The 18,640-nt window shown below is 64.9% G+C and carries 18 protein-coding genes; 10 read left to right on the forward strand and 8 right to left on the reverse strand.

Features of this window, described 5'->3' with window-relative positions:
- Positions 1-27 precede the first annotated feature (27 nt).
- From ACMUJL_RS17320 to ACMUJL_RS17330, 3 genes are read right to left on the reverse strand one after another with little or no spacing between them, the layout of a single operon-like run.
- Positions 28-2,202: an RNA degradosome polyphosphate kinase gene (locus tag ACMUJL_RS17320; RefSeq protein ID WP_068289668.1), complete on the reverse strand. Its 2,175-nt coding sequence runs from the start codon at positions 2,200-2,202 to the stop codon at positions 28-30.
- Between the two features lie 34 nt (positions 2,203-2,236).
- Positions 2,237-2,953: a chromosomal replication initiator DnaA gene (locus ACMUJL_RS17325; protein ID WP_375572159.1), complete on the reverse strand. Its 717-nt coding sequence runs from the start codon at positions 2,951-2,953 to the stop codon at positions 2,237-2,239.
- Positions 2,953-4,020 (reverse strand): AI-2E family transporter, encoded by a 1,068-nt coding sequence (locus ACMUJL_RS17330; RefSeq protein WP_375572157.1) that lies wholly within the window; start codon positions 4,018-4,020, stop codon positions 2,953-2,955. The genes ACMUJL_RS17325 and ACMUJL_RS17330 overlap by 1 nt, the downstream gene beginning before the upstream one ends.
- Positions 4,021-4,424: 404 nt before the next feature.
- Between ACMUJL_RS17330 and proS the strand changes: the two genes are divergently transcribed.
- From proS to ACMUJL_RS17350, 4 genes are all read left to right on the forward strand, one after another.
- Positions 4,425-5,756, forward strand: coding sequence for a proline--tRNA ligase (proS, locus tag ACMUJL_RS17335; protein WP_416914365.1), 1,332 nt, complete (start codon positions 4,425-4,427; stop codon positions 5,754-5,756).
- Positions 5,757-5,894: 138 nt separating this feature from the next.
- A complete protein-coding gene (locus ACMUJL_RS17340) occupies positions 5,895-7,187 on the forward strand; it encodes a lipoprotein-releasing ABC transporter permease subunit (protein WP_375572153.1) in 1,293 nt (430 codons plus the stop codon).
- Complete coding sequence (locus ACMUJL_RS17345; protein WP_068289678.1) at positions 7,180-7,866, forward strand: ABC transporter ATP-binding protein; 687 nt, start codon at positions 7,180-7,182, stop codon at positions 7,864-7,866. Before ACMUJL_RS17340 ends, ACMUJL_RS17345 begins: the two co-directional genes overlap by 8 nt.
- Positions 7,867-7,957: 91 nt before the next feature.
- On the forward strand, positions 7,958-8,620 hold the full coding sequence (locus ACMUJL_RS17350; protein ID WP_068289681.1) for a DUF3047 domain-containing protein: 663 nt from the start codon (positions 7,958-7,960) through the stop codon (positions 8,618-8,620).
- Positions 8,621-8,829: 209 nt separating this feature from the next.
- On the opposite strand, the gene ACMUJL_RS17355 is transcribed toward ACMUJL_RS17350, so the two are convergent.
- Positions 8,830-9,255, reverse strand: coding sequence for a PaaI family thioesterase (locus tag ACMUJL_RS17355; RefSeq protein ID WP_068289683.1), 426 nt, complete (start codon positions 9,253-9,255; stop codon positions 8,830-8,832).
- Positions 9,256-9,381: 126 nt separating this feature from the next.
- Here ACMUJL_RS17355 and ACMUJL_RS17360 point away from each other — a divergent pair, with 126 nt between their 5' ends.
- Genes ACMUJL_RS17360 through ACMUJL_RS17370 form a run of 3 tightly spaced genes read left to right on the forward strand, consistent with a single transcriptional unit; the run spans position 9,382 to position 10,686 of the window.
- Positions 9,382-9,813: a c-type cytochrome gene (locus tag ACMUJL_RS17360; protein ID WP_375572150.1), complete on the forward strand. Its 432-nt coding sequence runs from the start codon at positions 9,382-9,384 to the stop codon at positions 9,811-9,813.
- A gap of 28 nt (positions 9,814-9,841) precedes the next feature.
- A complete protein-coding gene (locus ACMUJL_RS17365) occupies positions 9,842-10,282 on the forward strand; it encodes a c-type cytochrome (RefSeq protein ID WP_375572148.1) in 441 nt (146 codons plus the stop codon).
- A complete protein-coding gene (locus tag ACMUJL_RS17370; RefSeq protein WP_068289690.1) occupies positions 10,279-10,686 on the forward strand; it encodes a c-type cytochrome in 408 nt (135 codons plus the stop codon). Before ACMUJL_RS17365 ends, ACMUJL_RS17370 begins: the two co-directional genes overlap by 4 nt.
- Here the strand turns inward: ACMUJL_RS17370 and ACMUJL_RS17375 are convergent.
- The 4 genes from ACMUJL_RS17375 to ACMUJL_RS17390 form a co-directional block, all read right to left on the reverse strand.
- Positions 10,677-11,387, reverse strand: coding sequence for a DUF1194 domain-containing protein (locus tag ACMUJL_RS17375; protein WP_375572146.1), 711 nt, complete (start codon positions 11,385-11,387; stop codon positions 10,677-10,679). The genes ACMUJL_RS17370 and ACMUJL_RS17375 overlap by 10 nt on opposite strands.
- A gap of 58 nt (positions 11,388-11,445) precedes the next feature.
- Positions 11,446-13,404, reverse strand: a complete 1,959-nt coding sequence (parE, locus tag ACMUJL_RS17380; protein WP_375572144.1) for a DNA topoisomerase IV subunit B — start codon at positions 13,402-13,404, stop codon at positions 11,446-11,448.
- A gap of 153 nt (positions 13,405-13,557) precedes the next feature.
- Entirely contained in the window at positions 13,558-14,433 is an 876-nt protein-coding gene (locus tag ACMUJL_RS17385) for an alpha/beta fold hydrolase (RefSeq protein WP_375572142.1), read from the reverse strand.
- A 52-nt stretch (positions 14,434-14,485) separates the two neighbouring features.
- Complete coding sequence (locus tag ACMUJL_RS17390) at positions 14,486-15,805, reverse strand: alpha/beta hydrolase family protein (RefSeq protein ID WP_375572140.1); 1,320 nt, start codon at positions 15,803-15,805, stop codon at positions 14,486-14,488.
- Between the two features lie 170 nt (positions 15,806-15,975).
- Here ACMUJL_RS17390 and ppk2 point away from each other — a divergent pair, with 170 nt between their 5' ends.
- From ppk2 to ACMUJL_RS17405, 3 genes are all read left to right on the forward strand, one after another.
- Positions 15,976-16,980 carry a polyphosphate kinase 2 gene (gene ppk2 / locus ACMUJL_RS17395; protein ID WP_082896250.1) on the forward strand — a complete coding sequence of 335 codons (1,005 nt, stop codon included), beginning with the start codon at positions 15,976-15,978 and terminating at the stop codon, positions 16,978-16,980.
- A 72-nt stretch (positions 16,981-17,052) separates the two neighbouring features.
- Positions 17,053-17,685 (forward strand): DUF1007 family protein, encoded by a 633-nt coding sequence (locus ACMUJL_RS17400; RefSeq protein ID WP_375572138.1) that lies wholly within the window; start codon positions 17,053-17,055, stop codon positions 17,683-17,685.
- Positions 17,673-18,635, forward strand: a complete 963-nt coding sequence (locus ACMUJL_RS17405) for a nickel/cobalt transporter (RefSeq protein ID WP_375572136.1) — start codon at positions 17,673-17,675, stop codon at positions 18,633-18,635. The genes ACMUJL_RS17400 and ACMUJL_RS17405 overlap by 13 nt, the downstream gene beginning before the upstream one ends.
- Positions 18,636-18,640: the final 5 nt, after the last annotated feature.

Raw genomic sequence — 18,640 nt, forward strand, 5'->3', positions numbered from 1 at the left:
CTAAATGCGCCGGAACGGGCGGCAAGGTCAATAATCCGTATGGGTGAGTTTCGGTACGTCACCCGCGCCGGCAGAGCCGCGGCCCGACAACGAGGGGTTTTCCATGAAGAAGCGGTGACAGTTGAAGGCGAACTCGCCTTCGGGCACCTCGGCACGCTTGAAATGCCCGTCCGGCAGCATCACCCAGCTTTGCGCCACATCAGCCATGTTGGCCGCCATGATCTGGCTGACGATCTGTGCCTTGACGGTCGGATTCTCGATCTCGACCAGGGTTTCCACCCGGCGGTTCAGGTTGCGGCCCATCCAGTCGGCCGAACTGATATAGACCCGCGCCTTTTTCGAGGGCAGCCCATGCCCGTTGCCGAAACAGACGATACGCGAATGTTCCAGGAAACGCCCGATGATGGATTTGACCCGGATGTTTTCCGACAGGCCCTTGATGCCGGGGCGCAGCCCGCAGATGCCACGGATCACAAGGCTGATCTTCACGCCCCCCTGCGAGGCCGCGTAAAGCGCGTCGATCACCTCGGGGTCGATCAACGAGTTCATCTTGGCCCAGATCTCGGCCGGGCGGCCTTCTTTCGCGTGTTCGATCTCGGCCGCGATCATCTCGAGCAGGCGCGGCTTGAGGCTGATGGGCGAGATCGCAAGATTGTCCAGCTGCTCCGGTTGGGCATAGCCCGACAGGTAGTTGAACACCTTGGTGGCATCGCGCCCCAGCTTCGGATCGCAGGTGAACAGCGACAGGTCGGTGTAGATGCGCGCGGTGATCGGGTGATAGTTGCCGGTGCCGTAATGGGTATAGGTGACCAGGCTGTCACCTTCGCGGCGCACCACGGTGCTGATTTTCGCATGGGTTTTCAGGTCGATGAAGCCGTAGACCACATGTGCGCCCGCGCGTTCCAGCCGGCGGGACTGGCGGATGTTGGCGGCCTCGTCGAACCGGGCCTTCAGCTCCACCAGCGCGGTGACGGATTTGCCTTCCTCGGCGGCTTCGCACAGCGCCTCGACAATGGGCGAGTTGCGCGATGTGCGGTAAAGCGTCTGCTTGATCGCCACGACGTCGGGATCGTGCGCAGCCTGTTGCAGAAAGCGCACCACCATGTCGAAGGTCTCGTAGGGGTGATGCAGCAGCATGTCCTTCTGGCGCATGGCCGCGAACATGTCGCCGTCATGGTCCTGCACCCGTTCGGGCACGCGCGGGGTGAAGATGGGCCACAGAAGGTCGGGCCGTGCGTCCAGCACCAGTTCCTTGACATCGGCGATGCCGATCATGCCATCGACCTCGACCACCTCGTCGGCATCGACATGCAACTCTTCCATGATGACCGTCCGCAGCGCCTCGGGGGCGCCGGCGGTGATCTTCATGCGCACCACCTCGCCGCGGCGGCGGCGTTTCAGGGCGGTTTCGAACTCGCGCACCAGGTCTTCGGCTTCTTCCTCGACTTCCAGATCGCTGTCGCGCAGCACGCGGAAGGCGCAATGGCCCTTGAGGTCATAGCCGGGAAAGAGGCTGTCCACATGCAGCAGCAGCACATCCTCCAGCGGCAGGAAACGATGCGCGCCTTCCGAGGAGGGCAGGGGCACGAAGCGCGCGATCTGCGCGGGAATCGGCAGCAGCGCGCGCAGAGGCCGCTTGTCACGGCGGCGCTGCAGTTGCAGCGCAAGGCTGAAGCCGGTGTTCGGGATGAAGGGAAAGGGGTGCGCCGGGTCGATGGCCAGCGGCGACAGAACGGGAAAGACGTTGTTGAGAAAGATCGCCTCGAGCGCGGCGCGATCTTCTTGCGACAGGGTGTTGCGGTCCAGGATGGTGATCCGCTCGGCCTCCATCTGGCGGCGCAATTCGTCGAAGACGGATTGCTGGCGCTGCATCAGGTGGCGCGCATCCTCGTTGATCAGCACCAGCTGTTCGGCCGGTGTCAGCCCGTCCGCGGCGGGTGTGACGTTTCCGGCATGGGCCAATTCCCGCAGGCCCGCCACGCGCACCGTGTAGAATTCGTCAAGATTGGTCGCCGAAATCGACAGAAAGCGAAGGCGTTCCAGCAGCGGCACACGGGGATTCTCGGCCTCTTCCAGCACGCGCCAGTTGAAGCCCAGCCAGCTGAGTTCGCGATTGTAGAAGCGGCCCGGGCCGGTCAGGTCCAGATCCTGGATCGTGAGCGGGGGGTCGAATGGCGCCGTAAGGAAATCTGCATGTGTCATGAGCGGCTTATGCTGCCTGATTGTGACGGTTTGATTACCGATGCTGCCCGTGGTCGGGCGAATTGTCCAGCAGGCCCGGTTGCATGACCCGTTCCAGCACTTCAGCGGCCAGTTTGCGGTTCAACGGGCGGCCCTGGTCCAGGGCGGCGGCATCCATCGCCACGACCAGCGCCTGTGCGCTGTCGAAGGCGCGGTTCATATGCGTGACAAGATAGGGGATCGTGTCCGGGGTCGGAACCAGTTGCCGATCCGCAAAGAGCTTTGCCAGAACGGCCGACAGCAGGCGATCATCCGGCGCGTCCAGCCGCGTCGCGGTCGTGCCCTGCATCCGGCTGGCCAGATCCGGCAGGGCCAGCCCCCAGCGCGCCGCGGGGCGGTCGGCGGTCATCAGCAGGGCGTGGCCTTCAGCCAGGACAAGGTTGTGCAGGTGGAACATCGCGTTCTCTGCGGCACTGTCGCCCGCGATCAGGACGACATCCTCGATCGCGACATGCCCGCGCGCCAGCGCCGGAATATCGGCATCGGGCAGGTCGGTTGCCTTGATGATGCGCGCGCCCGAGGCTTCGGCCCAGACATGGACCAGATGCGTCTTGCCCGATCCCTTGGGACCCTCCAGCACCAGCTTGCGCCCCGGCCAGTTCTGCCATCCCTCGATCAGGGCAACGGCCATGGCATTGGCCGGTGTCACGAAGAAATCCTCGCGCCCCTGCGCGGCGCGCACGGGCAGGTCGAAGCTGAGTTGGCGATGCATCACTCGTCCCTGTTCAGGTCGATGCCGCGATAGAGCAGGCTGCTCTTGTAGCCGCCGATCCCGAAACGGGCGACGACGCCGATGACGGCGGCGACCGGCACCGCGACCAGCATGCCGACGAAGCCGAAGATCGAGCCAAAGACCGACAGGGCGAAGATCAGCCAGACCGGATGCAGCCCCACCGAACTGCCGACCAGGCGCGGGGTCAGAACATTGCCTTCAACCACTTGTCCCAGAACGAAAATGCCCGCGACCAGCCCGATGGACACCCAGTCGCCCCAGAACTGGAACAGCGCAAGGCCGATCGCCAGCGCCCCGCCGACCAGTGCGCCGACATAGGGAATGAAGGTCACAAGCCCCGCCAGCGCGCCGACGATCAGGCCGAATTGCAGCCCCACAAGCATCAGCGCCACGGCGTAGTAGGTGCCAAGGATCAGGCTGACCGTGCCCATGCCGCGGATGAAACTGGCCAGCGTCCGGTCGATCTCGACCGCAAGCGCTCGGATCGTGGGGGCATGATCGCGCGGCAGGAGATCGTCGATCCGCGCCACCATGTTGTCCCAGTCATAGAGCAGGTAGAAGGCCACCACGGGTACGATCACGAACAGAAGGACGATGCTTACCAGCGAGTTGACCGAGGTCAGCACCGTGTTCAGCAATTCGCCGCCCCGTTCCCGGATCGTCTCGCCGATCGAGATCAGCGACTGGCGCAGAACGGATTCCTGATCCACGATCGAGGGGAATTTCACGGTCAGAAAGGCTTGCAGGTCCTGGAACAGCCTTGGCGCGGTTTCGAACAGCGAGACGGCCTGCTGCACCAGAAGCGGCACCACCAGAAGCGCCATCAACACGAAGATCAGCACCGCGCTCAGCGTGATGACGGTCGTCGCCACCGCCCGCGATGCGCCCAGGCGTTCAAGCCTGTCGGCGACGGGGTCCAGGAAATAGGCGATAGCGCCGCCCAGAACGAAGGGCAGGATCACATCTCCGAGGAACCAGAGAATGACTAGAAAGGCCGCCGTGGCGATGCCCCAGTAACGGATCTGATCTTTGACGGGCAGGGCCATGCGCACTCCTTGCGATTGCGATCTATGTCGCGCGTCATGGGCCGCAATTCAAGACCCGTCCTTGCCGGATCAGAGGCGTGAACGCGCTGCAGGGCGCGCACCGATCCGGCTGCAGCCCGGTCTGGCCGCCGGGAATGGTATGGAATTCCATACTATACCAAAGCCTAGGAATGCCCCATCTGGTGAAAGCGTATGGTGTGTAATGGTTCCGAACCGACACGCCTGTAAAAAGGCTGTCGGTTCATGTTTGCGAACACGCGGTGCCACTGTGTCTTTGGTGGCACCGCATCCGCAATCGGCCACCGCGCCATGACCGCCGCTCCCGCTGATCCTGTCCCATCGCGCTTGCCTGATCCGCCCCTCTGCCCTAAACCGGCGCAAACGCCAAACCCGAGGGGCCCATCATGCGTCTGACGCGCTACTTCCTGCCTGTTCTGAAAGAAAATCCCGCCGAAGCACAGATTGTCAGCCACCGCTTGATGCTGCGGGCCGGGATGATCAAGCAAAGTGCTGCAGGGATCTATTCCTGGCTGCCGCTGGGTTTCAAGGTGCTGCGCCGGATCGAGCAGATCGTGCACGAAGAACAGGTCCGCGCGGGTCATATCCCGATGCTGATGCCGACGCTTCAGCCTGCGGACCTGTGGCGCGAAAGCGGGCGCTATGACGATTACGGGCAGGAGATGCTGCGCATCACCGACCGCCAGGACCGCGACATGCTCTATGGTCCCACCAACGAGGAGATGATCACCGACATCTTCCGCGCCCATGTGGGCAGCTACAAGGACCTGCCGCTGACCCTCTATCACATCCAGTGGAAATTCCGCGACGAGATGCGCCCCCGTTTCGGCGTGATGCGCGGCCGCGAATTCCTGATGAAGGACGGCTACAACTTCGACGTGGACAAGGATGCGGCGCTGCATGCCTATAACCGCCATCTGGTCAGCTATCTGCGGACCTACGAGCGGATGGGCCTGCAGGCGATCCCGATGCGCGCGGATAGCGGGCCAATCGGCGGCGATGACACCCATGAATTCCTGGTGCTGGCCGAAACCGGCGAATCCGAGGTGTTCTATGACAGCCAGATCACCGATCTGAAGTTCGGCGATCGCGAGATCGACTACGACAGCGTAGATCAGTGCCGCGCCGTGCTGGAGGAATTCACCAGCCGCTATGCGCGCACCGACGAGACCCATGACGAGGCCGTGTTCAACCAGATCCCCGAGGAACGCCGCCGCACCGCGCGCGGAATCGAGGTGGGGCAGATCTTCTATTTCGGGACCAAGTATTCCGAAGCCATGGGCGCCACCGTGCAGACCGCCGATGGCACCAAGGTGCCGGTGCACATGGGCAGTCACGGGATCGGCGTCAGCCGCCTTGTGGGCGCGATCATCGAGGCCAGCCATGACGACAAGGGCATCATCTGGCCCGAGGGCGTAACGCCGTTCCATTGCGGGATCGTGAACCTCAAGCAGGGCGATGCCGCCGCCGACGCCGCTTGCGAGGCGCTTTACAAGGCGCTGACGGCTGCCGGGCTGGAGCCGCTTTACGACGACCGCGACGAACGCGCGGGCGCGAAATTCGCAACGATGGATCTGATCGGTCTGCCCTGGCGGATTACCGTGGGCCCGCGCGGCCTTGCGGCGGGTGTGGTCGAGTTGACCTCGCGCCGGACAGGCGAGAGCGAGGAACTGACGCCCGAGGCGGCAATCGCGCGGATCAAGGCGATCTATGGCTGACCGGAGTATCCGGGGCTGCCGTGGCACCCTGGATATTTGAGGCAAGAAGAATTGACGCGCGGCGCCGGTGATCTGCGCCGCGCGTCTTGACCTTGGCCACGGCGCCGCACAGGTTGCATGGCAGGTAGGGAGCAGCCGATGGCAGGAACGACGCCGCCTTTCGCGGGATTCGAGTGGATGATCGCCTGGCGCTATCTGCGCGCGCGGCGCGCCGAAGGTGGCGTGTCGGTGATGACATGGATCAGCCTGATCGGAATTACCCTCGCGGTCTTTGCGCTGATCGCGACGCTGGCCGTGCGCTCGGGGTTTCGGGCGGAATTCGTGGATACGATCCTCGGCGCCAATGCCCATGTCACGATATACGAGGCCGGGCGGATCGACCCCGTATCGGGGCGCATCGACCGCAGTCTGACGGATTACGAGGCGATGGCCGCGGCGCTGCGCAGCGTGCCCGGCGTCACCCGCACCGCGCCCCTGATCAAGGGTCAGGTCATGGCCAATGCCGGAGGGCGCAATGCGGGGATCGAGGTTTTCGGCATCGCGGCCGAGGATCTGCGGGGCATTCCGCGTGTCGGCGGCGATGGCGCGCAGGCGCAGGGGGATCTGGACCGTTTCGACGAGGGGATCGCTATCGGGTCCGGCGTGGCGCGCGAGCTGGGGATCGGTCTGGGCGACCGGATCAGGCTGATCTCGCCCGACGGGGTCAAGACCGCCTTTGGCACCAGCCCCCGGGTCAAGGCCTATGAGGTGGTCTATGTCTTCACCGCCGGGCGCTGGGATATCGACCGCACCCGCGTCTATCTGCCCTTTGCCGAGGCGCAGAGCTATTTCAACCGCGAGGGCACGGCGGACGAGATCGAGGTCATGGTCGCCGCCCCCGAGCGGATCGAGACGCTGGAGATCGCCTTGCTGGAGGCGGCAGGGCCGCGCGCCCAGATCTGGACCTGGCGTGACGCCAGCGGCGGTTTCCTGCGCGCGCTGGATATCGAGGATAACGTGATGTTCGTGATCCTGTCGATCCTGGTGCTGATCGCGGCGATGAACATCGTCTCGGGGTTGATCATGCTGGTCAAGAACAAGGGCCGCGATATCGGCATCCTGCGCACCATGGGCCTGACCGAAGGCGCGGTGCTGCGGGTCTTTTTCATCTGCGGGGCCTTCACCGGCATCATCGGAACCGCAGCCGGGGTGATCCTGGGATGCCTTTTCGCGATCTATATCGATCCGATCTTTTCCTTCGTGAACTACGTGGCGGGTGGCGGGGTCTGGGACCCTTCGGTGCGCGGCATCTATGCCTTGCCCGCCAAGCTGCAACTGGGCGATGTCCTGTCGGCCGTGGCGCTGTCGCTGGGGCTGTCCTTCGTGGTCACGATCTTTCCCGCACGGCGCGCCGCGCGGATGAACCCGGTCGAGGCGCTGCGCTATGAGTGAGGTGGTGCTGGCGCTTGAGGGTGTGGAAAAGACCTATAATCGTGGCAAGCCCAATGCCGTGCAGGTCCTGCAAGGGGTCGATCTGACCCTGACGCGCGGCGAGGTGGTGGCGCTGGTCGCGCCCTCGGGTGCTGGCAAGTCCACGCTTTTGCACATCGCGGGGCTGCTGGATACGCCCGATGCGGGATCGGTGCGGATCGGTGGGGCCGAGATGGTGGGCCTGTCGGATCGGCGCCGGACAGCTGTCAGACGGGCCGATGTGGGTTTCATCTACCAGTTTCACCATCTGCTGCCGGAATTTTCCGCGCTGGAGAACATCGTGCTGCCGCAGCTTGCCAATGGCGTGCCGAAGGACGAGGCGCGCAGATGCGCCCATGACCTGCTGACGCGCGTGGGCATCGCCGCGCGCGCCGGCCATCGCCCGGCCGCGCTGTCGGGTGGCGAGCAGCAGCGCGTCGCCTTCTGCCGGGCGCTTGCGAATGCGCCGCGGTTGCTGCTGGCGGATGAACCCACGGGCAACCTTGATCCTGACACCTCGGACCAGGTGTTCGGTACGCTCATGGAGCTTGTGCGCAGCACCGGCCTGTCGGCGTTGATCGCAACGCATAACCTGGACCTGGCCGCTCGCATGGACCGCGTGCTGCGGCTGGACAAGGGGCATCTGACCGAAGGGCTTTAGGCGGATCGACAGGCCGGGGGTCACGCAGACGTGTGGCGCAGGTGATCGCGGCCTGCGCTAGGGTCCGGTCAAGCCTGTTACGGAGCATGCCATGCCGGTCGTCTTTCGCCTTTGCCGTCTTGCCCTTGCCGCAAGTCTTGTCCTGTCGGGCGCGGCCCTGCGTGCCGATCCTTTGCCCTTCACCCAGGATTGGCGCGAGCAGAGCTTTCCCCGCCTGAGCGCCAACACCTATGGCGCGCTGGGCAACCGGCTGGATATCCTGTCGGATCAGGCGGTGTCGGTGCTTTATACCGCGCTGCCCGAAAGCCGCTGGTCCGCACGGGCGGCCAGTTGGCGCTGGGCGGTCGACCAATCCGTGCCGCCCACGGACCTGCGCCGCAAGGGCGGGGATGATCGCAACATCTCGATCTATTTCGTCTTCATGGATGAGGCATCGGCCCGCCGTGCCGGGCCCAATCCGCGGTTGCGCAGCCTCCTGGGCAACCGCAACGCCAAGATGCTGGTCTATGTCTGGGGTGGCGATCACCGGCGCGGCGAGGTCCTGGACAGCCCCTATCTTGAGGCGCGCGGCAAGTCTCTGATCCTGCGCGGGGCGGGCACCGGGTCGCATGCCGAGGCGGTGGATCTTGCGGCGGATTACGCCCGCATCTTCGGTGGTGCGCCTCAGGCGCTTGTGGGCATCGCCGTCTCGGCTGACAGCGACGATACCGAAACCGCGATCCGTGCCTGGATCAGCGACATGGTGATCCGCTAGGTTTTCCGGGTCAGCAAAACGCCTGCGACCATCATTGCGATCCGCGCGCGCGGGACGGCGAAACTGGGCTGACATCTGCGCCGAACAGGCCGAAATGATCGATCCGCGTTGCTGACAGGGTCACGCCGAACAGAACGCCGGCTCGGCTATGGAGGCACCAAGCCGGGTGCCACGGGCAGCCTCCAGGGCCTGGGCGGTGGTGGCGGGCATCATCGGGGGGCTTTGTCGGGGACGAAGAATGTTGCCGAGGCGCTGGCGACGGGCCTGCCATCCGGCAGGGCGATCAGATCGGCCTGGGCAAAGATCAGTGACCGGCCCGCGCGGGTGATGCGCGCCGTGCAGCTGATGCGCGTACCCCGTCCGGCGCTGAGGAATTGCGTATCCAGATTGGTGGTCGCCACATCACGCGGTGCCCCGAAATGCGCGGCCGTCGACAGGACCATCGCGGTATCGGCCAGGGTCGCCAGCGATTGGCCGCAGACGATGCCACCCATCCGGGCGATGTCATCGGTGATCGGCATGGACAGCACCGCGCGGCCCTCGGGGGTGATCTCCTCGACCGTCAGGTCAAGCGCCTGTACCCATGGGGCGAAGGCGTTTGCCAAAAAGGCTTGCGCCTCGTCTTTTCCGAACATGCCCTGACCTTTCATCCTGACTGGGTGAAGAATGCCGTGGCTTGCGGGATTTGCAACCTATGATCCAGATCAATGTGGCCCTCATGCGTTTGACGCACACTCAACCCAAGGCAGAGGGAGGCCAGAATGCATGAACCTGTGACGCGATCCATCCGTCCTGTCGGGCAAGCGATGCTGACCCTGGTGTCGGCTGTGCTGCTGGCCGGCTGCGGGCCCGAGCCTGCGCCGTCGCCGGGGGCTGCCGCCTATCAGGATTATTGCGCCATCTGCCATGGCAGCCGCGCCTTGGGGGATGGGCCGATCGCCCCCGAACTCGAGGTGCCGCCACCCGACTTGACGTTGATTGCGGCGCGCAACGGCGGCGTGTTTCCCCTGCGCGCGGTGGCCGACACGGTCTACGGCTTTTCCGGCAAGCACGAGGCGGACCTGATGCCCGAATTCAGCCCCCTGCTGGATGGCCCGGATGTGGCCGTGCCCCGCGCGGATGGGGAGGATGAGGTGATGCCGATGCGCCTGGCCGAGGTCGTCACCTACCTGGAAAGCCTGCAACGCCCCTGAGCGTTGCGCATGCGGAAGGAGAGTATCGATGCGTTCGACATGGCTGAGGTTCACTGCTGGCCTGCTTGGCCTTCTGCTTGGCCTCGTGCCTGGCGTTCTGCCCGGCGTTCTGCCCATGCCTGCCCGCGCGCAGGATGCGGCAGAGGGGGCGACCCTCTACCAATGGTATTGCGCCACCTGTCACGGGCTGGACGGGACCGGCAAGGGTCCGATGGCGCCGGCCTTGCTGGTCCAGCCGGTCGACCTGACTGGGTTGGGCGCAAGCGAGGGCGGAGAATTTCCGCTGTTGCGGGTCGTGCGCCGGATCGACGGATCCGATCCGCTGGTCAGCCATGGCAGCGGGATGCCGGTTTACGGCCCCCTGTTCCAGGGCGACGAGGTTGCATTGAAGACCGCTTCGGGACAACCTGTACTGATGGGGCGGGCAGTTGCCGATCTCGTCCTCTATCTGCAGGAGATCCAGAAATGAACAAGGTGATAGGCGGTCTTGCTGTCGGGGGGCTTGGCCTGATCGTGGCCTGCGCCACGGTCGACATGCCCGAACCGGTAGAGGGGCAGCTTCTGTTCGAGCAGAATTGCGCGGTCTGCCATGGTGCGGCAGGGCGTGGCGATGGCCTGATCGCACGTCAGCTGGATCCTGCGCCGCCCGACCTGACGCGCATCACCTTCCGCGAGCGTGATGTCTTTCCGCGCACCCGTGTCCTGTCGGTGATCGATGGCTATACGCGTCAGGCCCCGGATGAGGACATGCCCGAATTCGGCCTGCTGCTTGAGGGGGAAACCGTGCCTGTGGTGCTGGAGGATGGCAAGATGTCACCCGTCCCGCGCCCCCTTGCGGCACTGCTGGTCTACCTTGAAAGCATTCAGCGCTGATCGCGCAGGGCCAAGTCGACCTCTGGCACAAGGCCCGATATCTCGAGGATCAGCTTGCGCTTGACCGCTGCGGCGAAATCCTCGCGGCGGGTGGCGGGCAGTGTGAAGGCATTGGGCCCGCCGATGATCTGGTCACGGTAATTCGCCTCGAGCGTGGCAGCGCGGCCCATGTCATCGTTCAGCATCAGGGGCAGGCCGTTGATGGTGATGCCTGCGGCCAACACCTGCGCGCGCGCCTCCGCGATCGGGGGGCCGGACCAGTTGTTCACGCTGTCGCCCGAAAAATCGATGACCCGGCGCCAGCCGTCGATGTCATTCTGCTCGATCAACTCCTTGCCGCGCAGCAGCGCCGCACTGATGGCATTGCGCCCCAACGCCCGGCGCACCGGGTTGTCCAGTTGCGCGGCAAAGATCGCCGCGGCCTCCGGGCCGTCGATGCGCATCCAGTCCACGATCACGGCCTGGTTGGCCGCCCATTCCACATAGGTCACGGCAATGCTGCCATAGGCCGTGTTGCGGATGGCGGCGATCACGTCGGGATCGGTCATGGCCTGGGCATAGCCGCGCCGCTGCAGCAGCAGCTCGTCCGGGTCGATGCTGCCCGAGGCATCCGCCATCAGCACCAGTTCCAGATCGGTGTCCTGCGCCCGCAACGGCAGGGCGGCAATGCACAGGAGCAGGGCAATGATCAGATGGCGCATGCCCTAAGGTATAGGACAAGCGCATGGTTTGGGTAGGGGCTTGGCCGGGGGCTGGACGTCAGACGTCCAGTTCCTCGACGAAACGCGCGTTTTCCGAGATGTACTGAAACCGCAGTTCGGGTTTCTTGCCCATCAGCCTTTCGACCAGATCGCCCGTTTCGCCGGGTTCATCCTCGTCGATGGTCACGCGGATCAGCTTGCGGCTGGCCGGGTCCATCGTCGTTTCCTTGAGGTCCTTTGCGTCCATCTCGCCCAGGCCCTTGAAGCGGCTGACGTCGATCTTGCCCTTGCCGCCCAGGCCCTTCTCAAGCCAAGTGGCCTTTTCCGCCTCGTCGATGCAATAGACGCGTTTCGCGCCTTGCGTCAGGCGGAACAGGGGCGGGCAGGCCAGGTACAGGTGGCCCTTGTCGATCATCGGCCGCATCTGGGTGAAGAAGAAGGTCATCAGAAGGGCCGCGATATGCGCGCCGTCCACATCCGCGTCGGTCATGATGATGATCTTGTCATAACGCAGATCGTCGATGTTGAACTTGGTGCCCAGCCCCACGCCCAGGGCCTGGGTCAGGTCGCTGATCTCCTGGTTCGAGCCCAGCTTGCCCGATGCCGCGCCCAGCACGTTCAGGATCTTGCCGCGCAGCGGCAAAAGGGCCTGGTTCTTGCGGTCGCGTGCCATCTTGGCGGAGCCGCCCGCGCTGTCACCCTCGACGATGAACAGCTCGGTCCCCTCGCGCGTGGCGGATGTGCAATCCACCAGCTTGCCGGGCAGGCGCAGCTTCTTGGTGGCGGTCTTGCGCTGGGTTTCCTTTTCCTGGCGGCGGCGCAGACGTTCCTCGGCGCGCAGCACCAGGAAATCAAGGATGGCCCCGGCGGATTTCGTGTCGGCGGCCAGCCAGTTGTCGAAATGGTCGCGCACCGAATTCTCGACAAGGCGCGCGGCCTCCATCGTGGCAAGGCGGTCCTTGGTCTGGCCCACGAATTCCGGCTCGCGGATGAAACAGCTGACCAGCGCGCAGCCCCCGGTGATCAGGTCCTCGCGGGTGATCTCCTTGGCCTTGCGGTTGTTGACTAGCTCGCCATAGGCGCGGATGCCTTTCAGGATGGCGGCCCAGAACCCGGCCTCATGGGTGCCGCCCTCGGGGGTTGGAACCGTGTTGCAATAGGACTGGATGAACCCGTCGCGCGAGGGTGTCCAGTTGATCGCCCATTCGACCTTGCCCGGCACGTTGAACTTCTCGGAAAACTCGACCGTGCCGCCAAAGGGCCGGTCCGCATAGGTCGAGGCATTGCCAAGCGTCTCGTTTAGATAATCCGACAGGCCGCCCGGAAAGTGGAATACCGCCTCCTGCGGGGTTTCGCCGTCGTTGATCGCGGATTTCCAGCGGATTTCCACGCCCGAGAAGAGATAGGCCTTGGACCGGATCGACTTGAACAGGCGCGCCGGTTTGAACCGGTGTGAGCCGAAGATCTGTTCGTCCGCGTGAAAGGTCACCGTGGTGCCGCGCCGGTTGGGGGCGGCGCCGATCTTCTGGATGGGGCCTTGCGGGATGCCGCGCGAAAAGCGCTGTTCGTAAAGCTCCTTGTTGCGCGCGACCTGCACCACCATCGAATCCGACAGCGCGTTGACCACGGATGCACCGACGCCATGCAGGCCGCCCGAGGTCTGATAGGCCTTGCCCGAAAACTTGCCGCCCGCATGCAGGGTGCACAGGATGACCTCAAGCGCGCTCTTGTCGGGAAACTTGGGATGCGGATCGATCGGGATGCCGCGCCCGTTGTCGCGGATGGTGACGGCGTAATCCTCGTGCAGCTCGACCTCGATGCGGTTGGCATGGCCCGCCACCGCCTCGTCCATCGAGTTGTCCAGCACTTCCGCCACAAGGTGATGCAGCGCGCGCTCATCCGTGCCGCCGATATACATGCCGGGGCGCTTGCGGACCGGTTCCAGCCCTTCAAGGACTTCGATCGAGGAGGCGTTATAGTCGTCGGGGGCGGTGCCGGTCAGAAGATCGTTGGCCATGCTGCTGCTTCTTTTTATGGGTTGGACGGCAGTATGTCAGAAGGTGACGGAAGGGGAAAGCGGTCTTGGCCCTTGCCGTTTGCGAAAGCGGTCGCTTGTGGCAGGTGGTACCTGCTTCTTCTTGCCCCAAATATCCAGAAAGCGGCGCCCGCCTCAGGACAGCCAGTCGCGGATCAGGGCGGCGACCGCATCCGGCTGCTGATGGGCGATCCAGTGATCGGCCCCGTCGATGCGGTGGATGGTCAGATCGGGGGCTAGCTCTTCCAGCCCGTCAAGGCAATCGGTCAGCAACGCGGTGTCGCCGGTGCCCCAGATCAGAAGATGTGGCTGGGGCACGCGCAGGGCGTCACGGGGCAGGGCGGGCAGGTCCGTGATCGGCTGTCCGGGGGGTGCCACCTGCAGGGGCGAGGCGCGGTACCAGTTGACCATCCCGCGCATCCGGCCGGGCCGGGCCCATTCGGTCTTGTACGCGGCCAGCTTGGCAGGCGTCATCCAGGACAGGTCCATCTTTGCGGAAAAGAGGTCCATCAGCTTGGCGAAATCGCCCTCGGCCAGGCGGTCCTCGGACCCGTCGCGGCGCAACCATAGGATATATTGCGAGGCTGCCGATTGCGCGCCGCCCTTGGCCATCTCGCGCTGGAAGGGGATGGGGTGCACCCCGTTCAGGATGATCAGGCGGCTCACCCGTTCGGGATGGCGCGCGGCCAGCACATAGGCGACCGAGGCGCCCCAGTCATGGCCGACGACCGTGACAGGCCCGCCGCCCAGGTGGTCGATCAGGGCGACCATGTCGCCGACCAGCTTGCCGGTGACATAGTCGCGCACCTCCGCCGGGGCCCAGCTTTGGCCATAGCCGCGCTGATCCGGAGCGATGCAGCGGAACCGGTCGGACAGGCGCCGGGCCAGTTCGGTCCAGGCGCCTGAATATTCGGGAAAGCCGTGCAGCATCAGCAGGATAGGCGCATCGGGTGGCCCCCATTCCAGGTAGTGGAAGGGCTGACCATTCAGGCTGACATGGTGGCTTTGCATGGGGTCTTCCCGCTTGGGTCGGGGCCGCGACGGGCGCGGCCCCTGTTGTGGATCATTCCGGTTGCAGGGTCTCGAAACGCAGGCCGGCCGCCGTGCGCGGGGCAAAACCCTTCCAGTAGCTGTGGTCCGGCTTTTCGGTGCCGTCCTCGTTCAGGGCGACAACGCCGTCGCCCGATACGGGGACCAGGTCGAAATAGGCGGCCTTGTCCGTGTCGCCCTTCAGGTGCAGATCCATGAAGCCGGTCGCGAAATGCTGGGCGATGTTGTTCATGCGCAACGTATCCCAGACCGGATCGGCGTAGTGATCGAAGGGAATGAAATCCAGCCCCTCGACCGGCTGCCAGCTTTCCACCGGCGCGGGCATCGGTGCTGCCGCGTTGTGGTTGGCGTTCTCGAAGGTCAGCAGATGCCGGGTGGTGCCTGTCGCCTGTTCGAAGATCTGCCGCATGGCGGGATAGTTCGACACGTCATCGACGGATCCGGCCATGATCATCGTGGGCTTGCGCAGCCCGGCCAGACCTGCTTCGTCCCAGAAGCCGAAATGCCGCCCCCAGGGGCCGATGGCGATGATCGCCTTGACGCGGCCGTCGATGATCGCCTCGTGGCTGTCCGACCCGGCCAGGTTTGCCGCCAGCAGGCCCTTGGGCGTGCCCCAGGGCAATTCGACCGCGGCCTGCGTCACGCCCGCGCCGCCAAAGATCAGCGCGCCGTAGCCGCCCATGGAATAGCCGATGACCCCCGTGTTGGAGGCGTCGATGATGGCCGCCAGTTCGGGCGCGGTGGCCGACAGGTCCGCCATCTGGTCCAGTACGAAACGCTGGTCACGCGGCCGGTTCAACAGGGTCGAGCCAAAAGCCGCCTGATCCGAATAGGTGCTGTCGGTATGGTCGATCGAGGCCACGACATACCCCTTGGAGGCCAGGTTCTCGCCCAGGTGCGACAGCAGGAACCGGTTGCCGGGATAGCCGTGGCTGATGATCACCAGCGGAAAGGTCTGCCCCGCAGCAGGGGCGGCATCGCGCGCGGCGCGACCCGACAGGCTGGTTGCGGTGCGGCCGTCGCGGATCACCGTGTCATAGGTGGTGCCGGGGGCTGTGCCTGTTGCGGCGGGATACCAGACCTCGACCGTCAGGGGACGGTCATAGGTGGGCGTGGCCGCATCCGTCACGTTCAGGATGTCGATCTGATCGGGATGGGTGAAATTCAGCGTGCGTACACCGATCACATGGTCGCCGAAAGCGGCCAGTTCGGGGGCGTCGGGGCGGGTCTGGTCAATGGGGTTATGGGCTGTCATTTGGGCCGATACTGGACTGACGGCGAGGGGGCTGGCAAGCAGACCCAGCGCGAGGGCTGCGGTTTTGAGCGGGATCATGGGGGTCTCTCCTCCTGTTCACGGATTCATAGGAGCCTGCACCGGATCATCGCGCAACAGTGGGTTGTCGTGCCGTCGCGTCAGATCTCGGTTGTTGCATTTGACGCGGATCAAGGCCCGCCGGTCCGTTCTGGCGTATGATTGTGACAGTTTGAAAAAAGGATTGTCCCATGCCGCCAGCTGCCAAGCCCACCCCGTCGCCGACCGAGATCGCACTTCTGGATGCGCCTGCCGCCGCGCCGCAACCCGCTGTGGCGGACATCGAGTGCCAGCAGCCGGATGCGCCGCAGGCCAAGGCGCGCGCGGGCCGGGCTGCGCCGCGCCCCTCGCCCGACCAGGTGCGTCACGCCTTCGAGACGGGCGAATACCCCTATGACAAGCCCCTGTCGCGCCGCAGTTACGAGGCGCAGAAGGCGCGGTTGCAGGCCGAGTTGCTGAAGGTGCAGCTTTGGGCGCAGGAAACGGGGCAGAAATTCGTGCTGCTGTTCGAGGGCCGGGACGCGGCCGGCAAGGGCGGGACGATCAAGCGGTTCACAGAGCATCTGAACCCGCGCGCGGCCCGCGTGGTAGCCTTGAACAAGCCTAGCGACGTGGAACGCGGGCAATGGTATTTCCAGCGCTACATCCAGCATCTGCCCACCGCGGGCGAGATCGTCTTCTATGACCGCAGCTGGTACAACCGCGCGGGCGTCGAGCGGGTCATGGGCTTCTGCCAGCCGACCGAATACCTGGAATTCATGCGCCAGACCCCGGAACTTGAGCGGATGCTGGTACGCTCGGGCATCCGGCTTTACAAATACTGGTTCTCGGTCACGCAGGAAGAACAGCGCGCCCGCTTCCTGAGCCGCGAGACCGATCCTCTGAAACGCTGGAAGCTGTCGCCCATCGACAAGGCAAGCCTGGACAAATGGGACGACTATACCGAGGCGAAGGAGGCGATGTTCTTCTACACCGATACCGCCGATGCGCCCTGGACCGTGGTCAAATCCAATGACAAGAAGCGCGCGCGGCTGAACTGCATGCTGCATTTCCTGAACTCGCTGGATTATCCGGACAAGGATCCGCATCTGGTGCATGGGCCCGATCCGCTGATCGTGGGCGGGGCCGGGCATGTCATTCACCGGGCCGATCACATCCTGGGCACGGCGCTGCATCCCGATCAGCGGCGCGTCTGACGGGCGCGCAGGTTTTGGCCTATGGCGCGCAGCGATGTTGCGGGCTGGGCCGGGCTGGCCTAGGATCTGGTCATGATCAGATCACGGGTAATTCCTGCCGCGCTTGCGTTGTCGCTGGCTGCGCCACTGGCGCAGGCCCATCCGCATGTTTTCGTGCAGACCGGCCTGACCCTTGTGGCCGACGCCGACGGGCGGCTGGTCGGCGTCGAGGTCAGCTGGACCTATGACGATTTCTATTCGCTGCTGCTGCTTGAGGACATGGGCCTTGACCCCGACGGTGACGGTGCGCTGACGCCTGACGAACTGGCCCGTCTGGACGGGTTCGACCTGCAATGGATCGAGGGTTACCTCGGTGATCTTTACCTGACAGCGGGCGATGCCCCGGTCGATCTGGGCCGCCCCGAGGGGCGCGGCACCGCGGTGATCGCGGGGCAGATCGTGACGCGGCATTTCCGTTCCTTCGCGCCGCAATCGGGGCCTGTGATCGTCAAGGCCTATGATCCGACCTTCTACACGGCCTATGACCTTGAAGGCGGGGTCACGGTGCCTGACAGCTGCAAGCTTACGATCCAGCCCGCCGACCTGGACCGCGCCTATACGATGGTCGAAGAGGCGCTGTACAAGAACCCCGCCATGCCAGACGATGAATTCCCCGAGGTGGGCGAGGCTTTCGCCGATGTGGTCGAGGTGTCATGCAGCGCCTGACCCGTGCGCCATGGGCGTTGCTGCTGCTGGGCGGGCTGGCTGCGCTGGCGGTCTGGCTATGGGGCATGGGCGGCATGACCGCGCTGGAGCGCTGGGCCGCCGACGGGCAGCGCGATGCGCAGAACGCCATGGCAGGATTGCTGCGCCGCTTGAAGGCGGGCGATGCGGCGGCGCTGTCGGCGCTTCTGGGGTTCTGTTTCGCCTACGGGTTCTTTCACGCGGCGGGGCCGGGGCATGGCAAGGTGCTGATTGGCGGCTACGGCCTTGGCCGGCGCGTGCCGGTGGGCCGGTTGGCGGGGCTTGCGGTCGCGTCCAGCCTGGCGCAGGCGGGCACCGCCGTGGCGCTGGTCTATGGCGGTGTGTTGCTTCTGGACTGGTCGCGCGAGCGGATGGTCGACACGGTCGAGGCCTGGCTTGCACCGCTCAGCTATGTCCTGATCGGGCTGGTGGGCCTGTGGCTTCTGTTGCGTGGTGGGCGCAAGCTCTGGCAGCAACGTGCTGGCGCGGCGATGACGGCGAAGGTGCACGATCATCACCATCATGACCACCATCATGACCACCATCACGACCACGGTCACGACCACTGCGAAAGCTGCGGGCATGCGCATGGCCCCAGTATCGAAGAGGCGGCGCAGGTCAGGTCGCTGCGTGATGCGCTGATGCTGATCGCGGCCGTCGCGGTGCGCCCCTGCACGGGCGCGCTGTTCCTGCTGATCCTGACCTGGCGCATGGGGATCGATGCGGCGGGGATCGCCGGAGCCTTTGTCATGGGGCTGGGCACGGCCAGTGTCACCGTACTGGTTGCGGTGCTGTCGGTAAGCGCGCGCGAAAGCGCGCTGGCACAGGTGGCGGGCGGCCCCTCCATGGCGCGGGCACTGTCGCTGATTGAAATCGCGGCAGGGGCGCTGGTGGTGCTTGTGGCCGCGCAGCTATTTGTCAGCGCGGTCTGATACCG

Source organism: Seohaeicola sp., from assembly GCF_048006315.1.
Classification (GTDB): Bacteria; Pseudomonadota; Alphaproteobacteria; order Rhodobacterales; family Rhodobacteraceae; genus Seohaeicola.

Bases quoted from the DNA above. Each gene is read 5' to 3' on its own strand.
- ACMUJL_RS17360 (WP_375572150.1), top strand. From the start codon at position 9,382: ATGCATGAACCTGTGACGCGATCCATCCGTCCTGTCGGGCAAGCGATG.
- ACMUJL_RS17320 (WP_068289668.1), bottom strand. From the start codon at position 2,202: ATGACACATGCAGATTTCCTTACGGCGCCATTCGACCCCCCGCTCACG.
- ppk2 (WP_082896250.1), top strand. From the start codon at position 15,976: ATGCCGCCAGCTGCCAAGCCCACCCCGTCGCCGACCGAGATCGCACTT.
- ACMUJL_RS17375 (WP_375572146.1), bottom strand. From the start codon at position 11,387: ATGCGCCATCTGATCATTGCCCTGCTCCTGTGCATTGCCGCCCTGCCG.
- ACMUJL_RS17355 (WP_068289683.1), bottom strand. From the start codon at position 9,255: ATGTTCGGAAAAGACGAGGCGCAAGCCTTTTTGGCAAACGCCTTCGCC.
- ACMUJL_RS17370 (WP_068289690.1), top strand. From the start codon at position 10,279: ATGAACAAGGTGATAGGCGGTCTTGCTGTCGGGGGGCTTGGCCTGATC.
- ACMUJL_RS17385 (WP_375572142.1), bottom strand. From the start codon at position 14,433: ATGCAAAGCCACCATGTCAGCCTGAATGGTCAGCCCTTCCACTACCTG.
- ACMUJL_RS17350 (WP_068289681.1), top strand. From the start codon at position 7,958: ATGCCGGTCGTCTTTCGCCTTTGCCGTCTTGCCCTTGCCGCAAGTCTT.
- ACMUJL_RS17390 (WP_375572140.1), bottom strand. From the start codon at position 15,805: ATGATCCCGCTCAAAACCGCAGCCCTCGCGCTGGGTCTGCTTGCCAGC.
- ACMUJL_RS17345 (WP_068289678.1), top strand. From the start codon at position 7,180: ATGAGTGAGGTGGTGCTGGCGCTTGAGGGTGTGGAAAAGACCTATAAT.
- ACMUJL_RS17330 (WP_375572157.1), bottom strand. From the start codon at position 4,020: ATGGCCCTGCCCGTCAAAGATCAGATCCGTTACTGGGGCATCGCCACG.
- proS (WP_416914365.1), top strand. From the start codon at position 4,425: ATGCGTCTGACGCGCTACTTCCTGCCTGTTCTGAAAGAAAATCCCGCC.
- ACMUJL_RS17340 (WP_375572153.1), top strand. From the start codon at position 5,895: ATGGCAGGAACGACGCCGCCTTTCGCGGGATTCGAGTGGATGATCGCC.
- ACMUJL_RS17365 (WP_375572148.1), top strand. From the start codon at position 9,842: ATGCGTTCGACATGGCTGAGGTTCACTGCTGGCCTGCTTGGCCTTCTG.
- parE (WP_375572144.1), bottom strand. From the start codon at position 13,404: ATGGCCAACGATCTTCTGACCGGCACCGCCCCCGACGACTATAACGCC.
- ACMUJL_RS17405 (WP_375572136.1), top strand. From the start codon at position 17,673: ATGCAGCGCCTGACCCGTGCGCCATGGGCGTTGCTGCTGCTGGGCGGG.
- ACMUJL_RS17400 (WP_375572138.1), top strand. From the start codon at position 17,053: ATGATCAGATCACGGGTAATTCCTGCCGCGCTTGCGTTGTCGCTGGCT.
- ACMUJL_RS17325 (WP_375572159.1), bottom strand. From the start codon at position 2,953: ATGCATCGCCAACTCAGCTTCGACCTGCCCGTGCGCGCCGCGCAGGGG.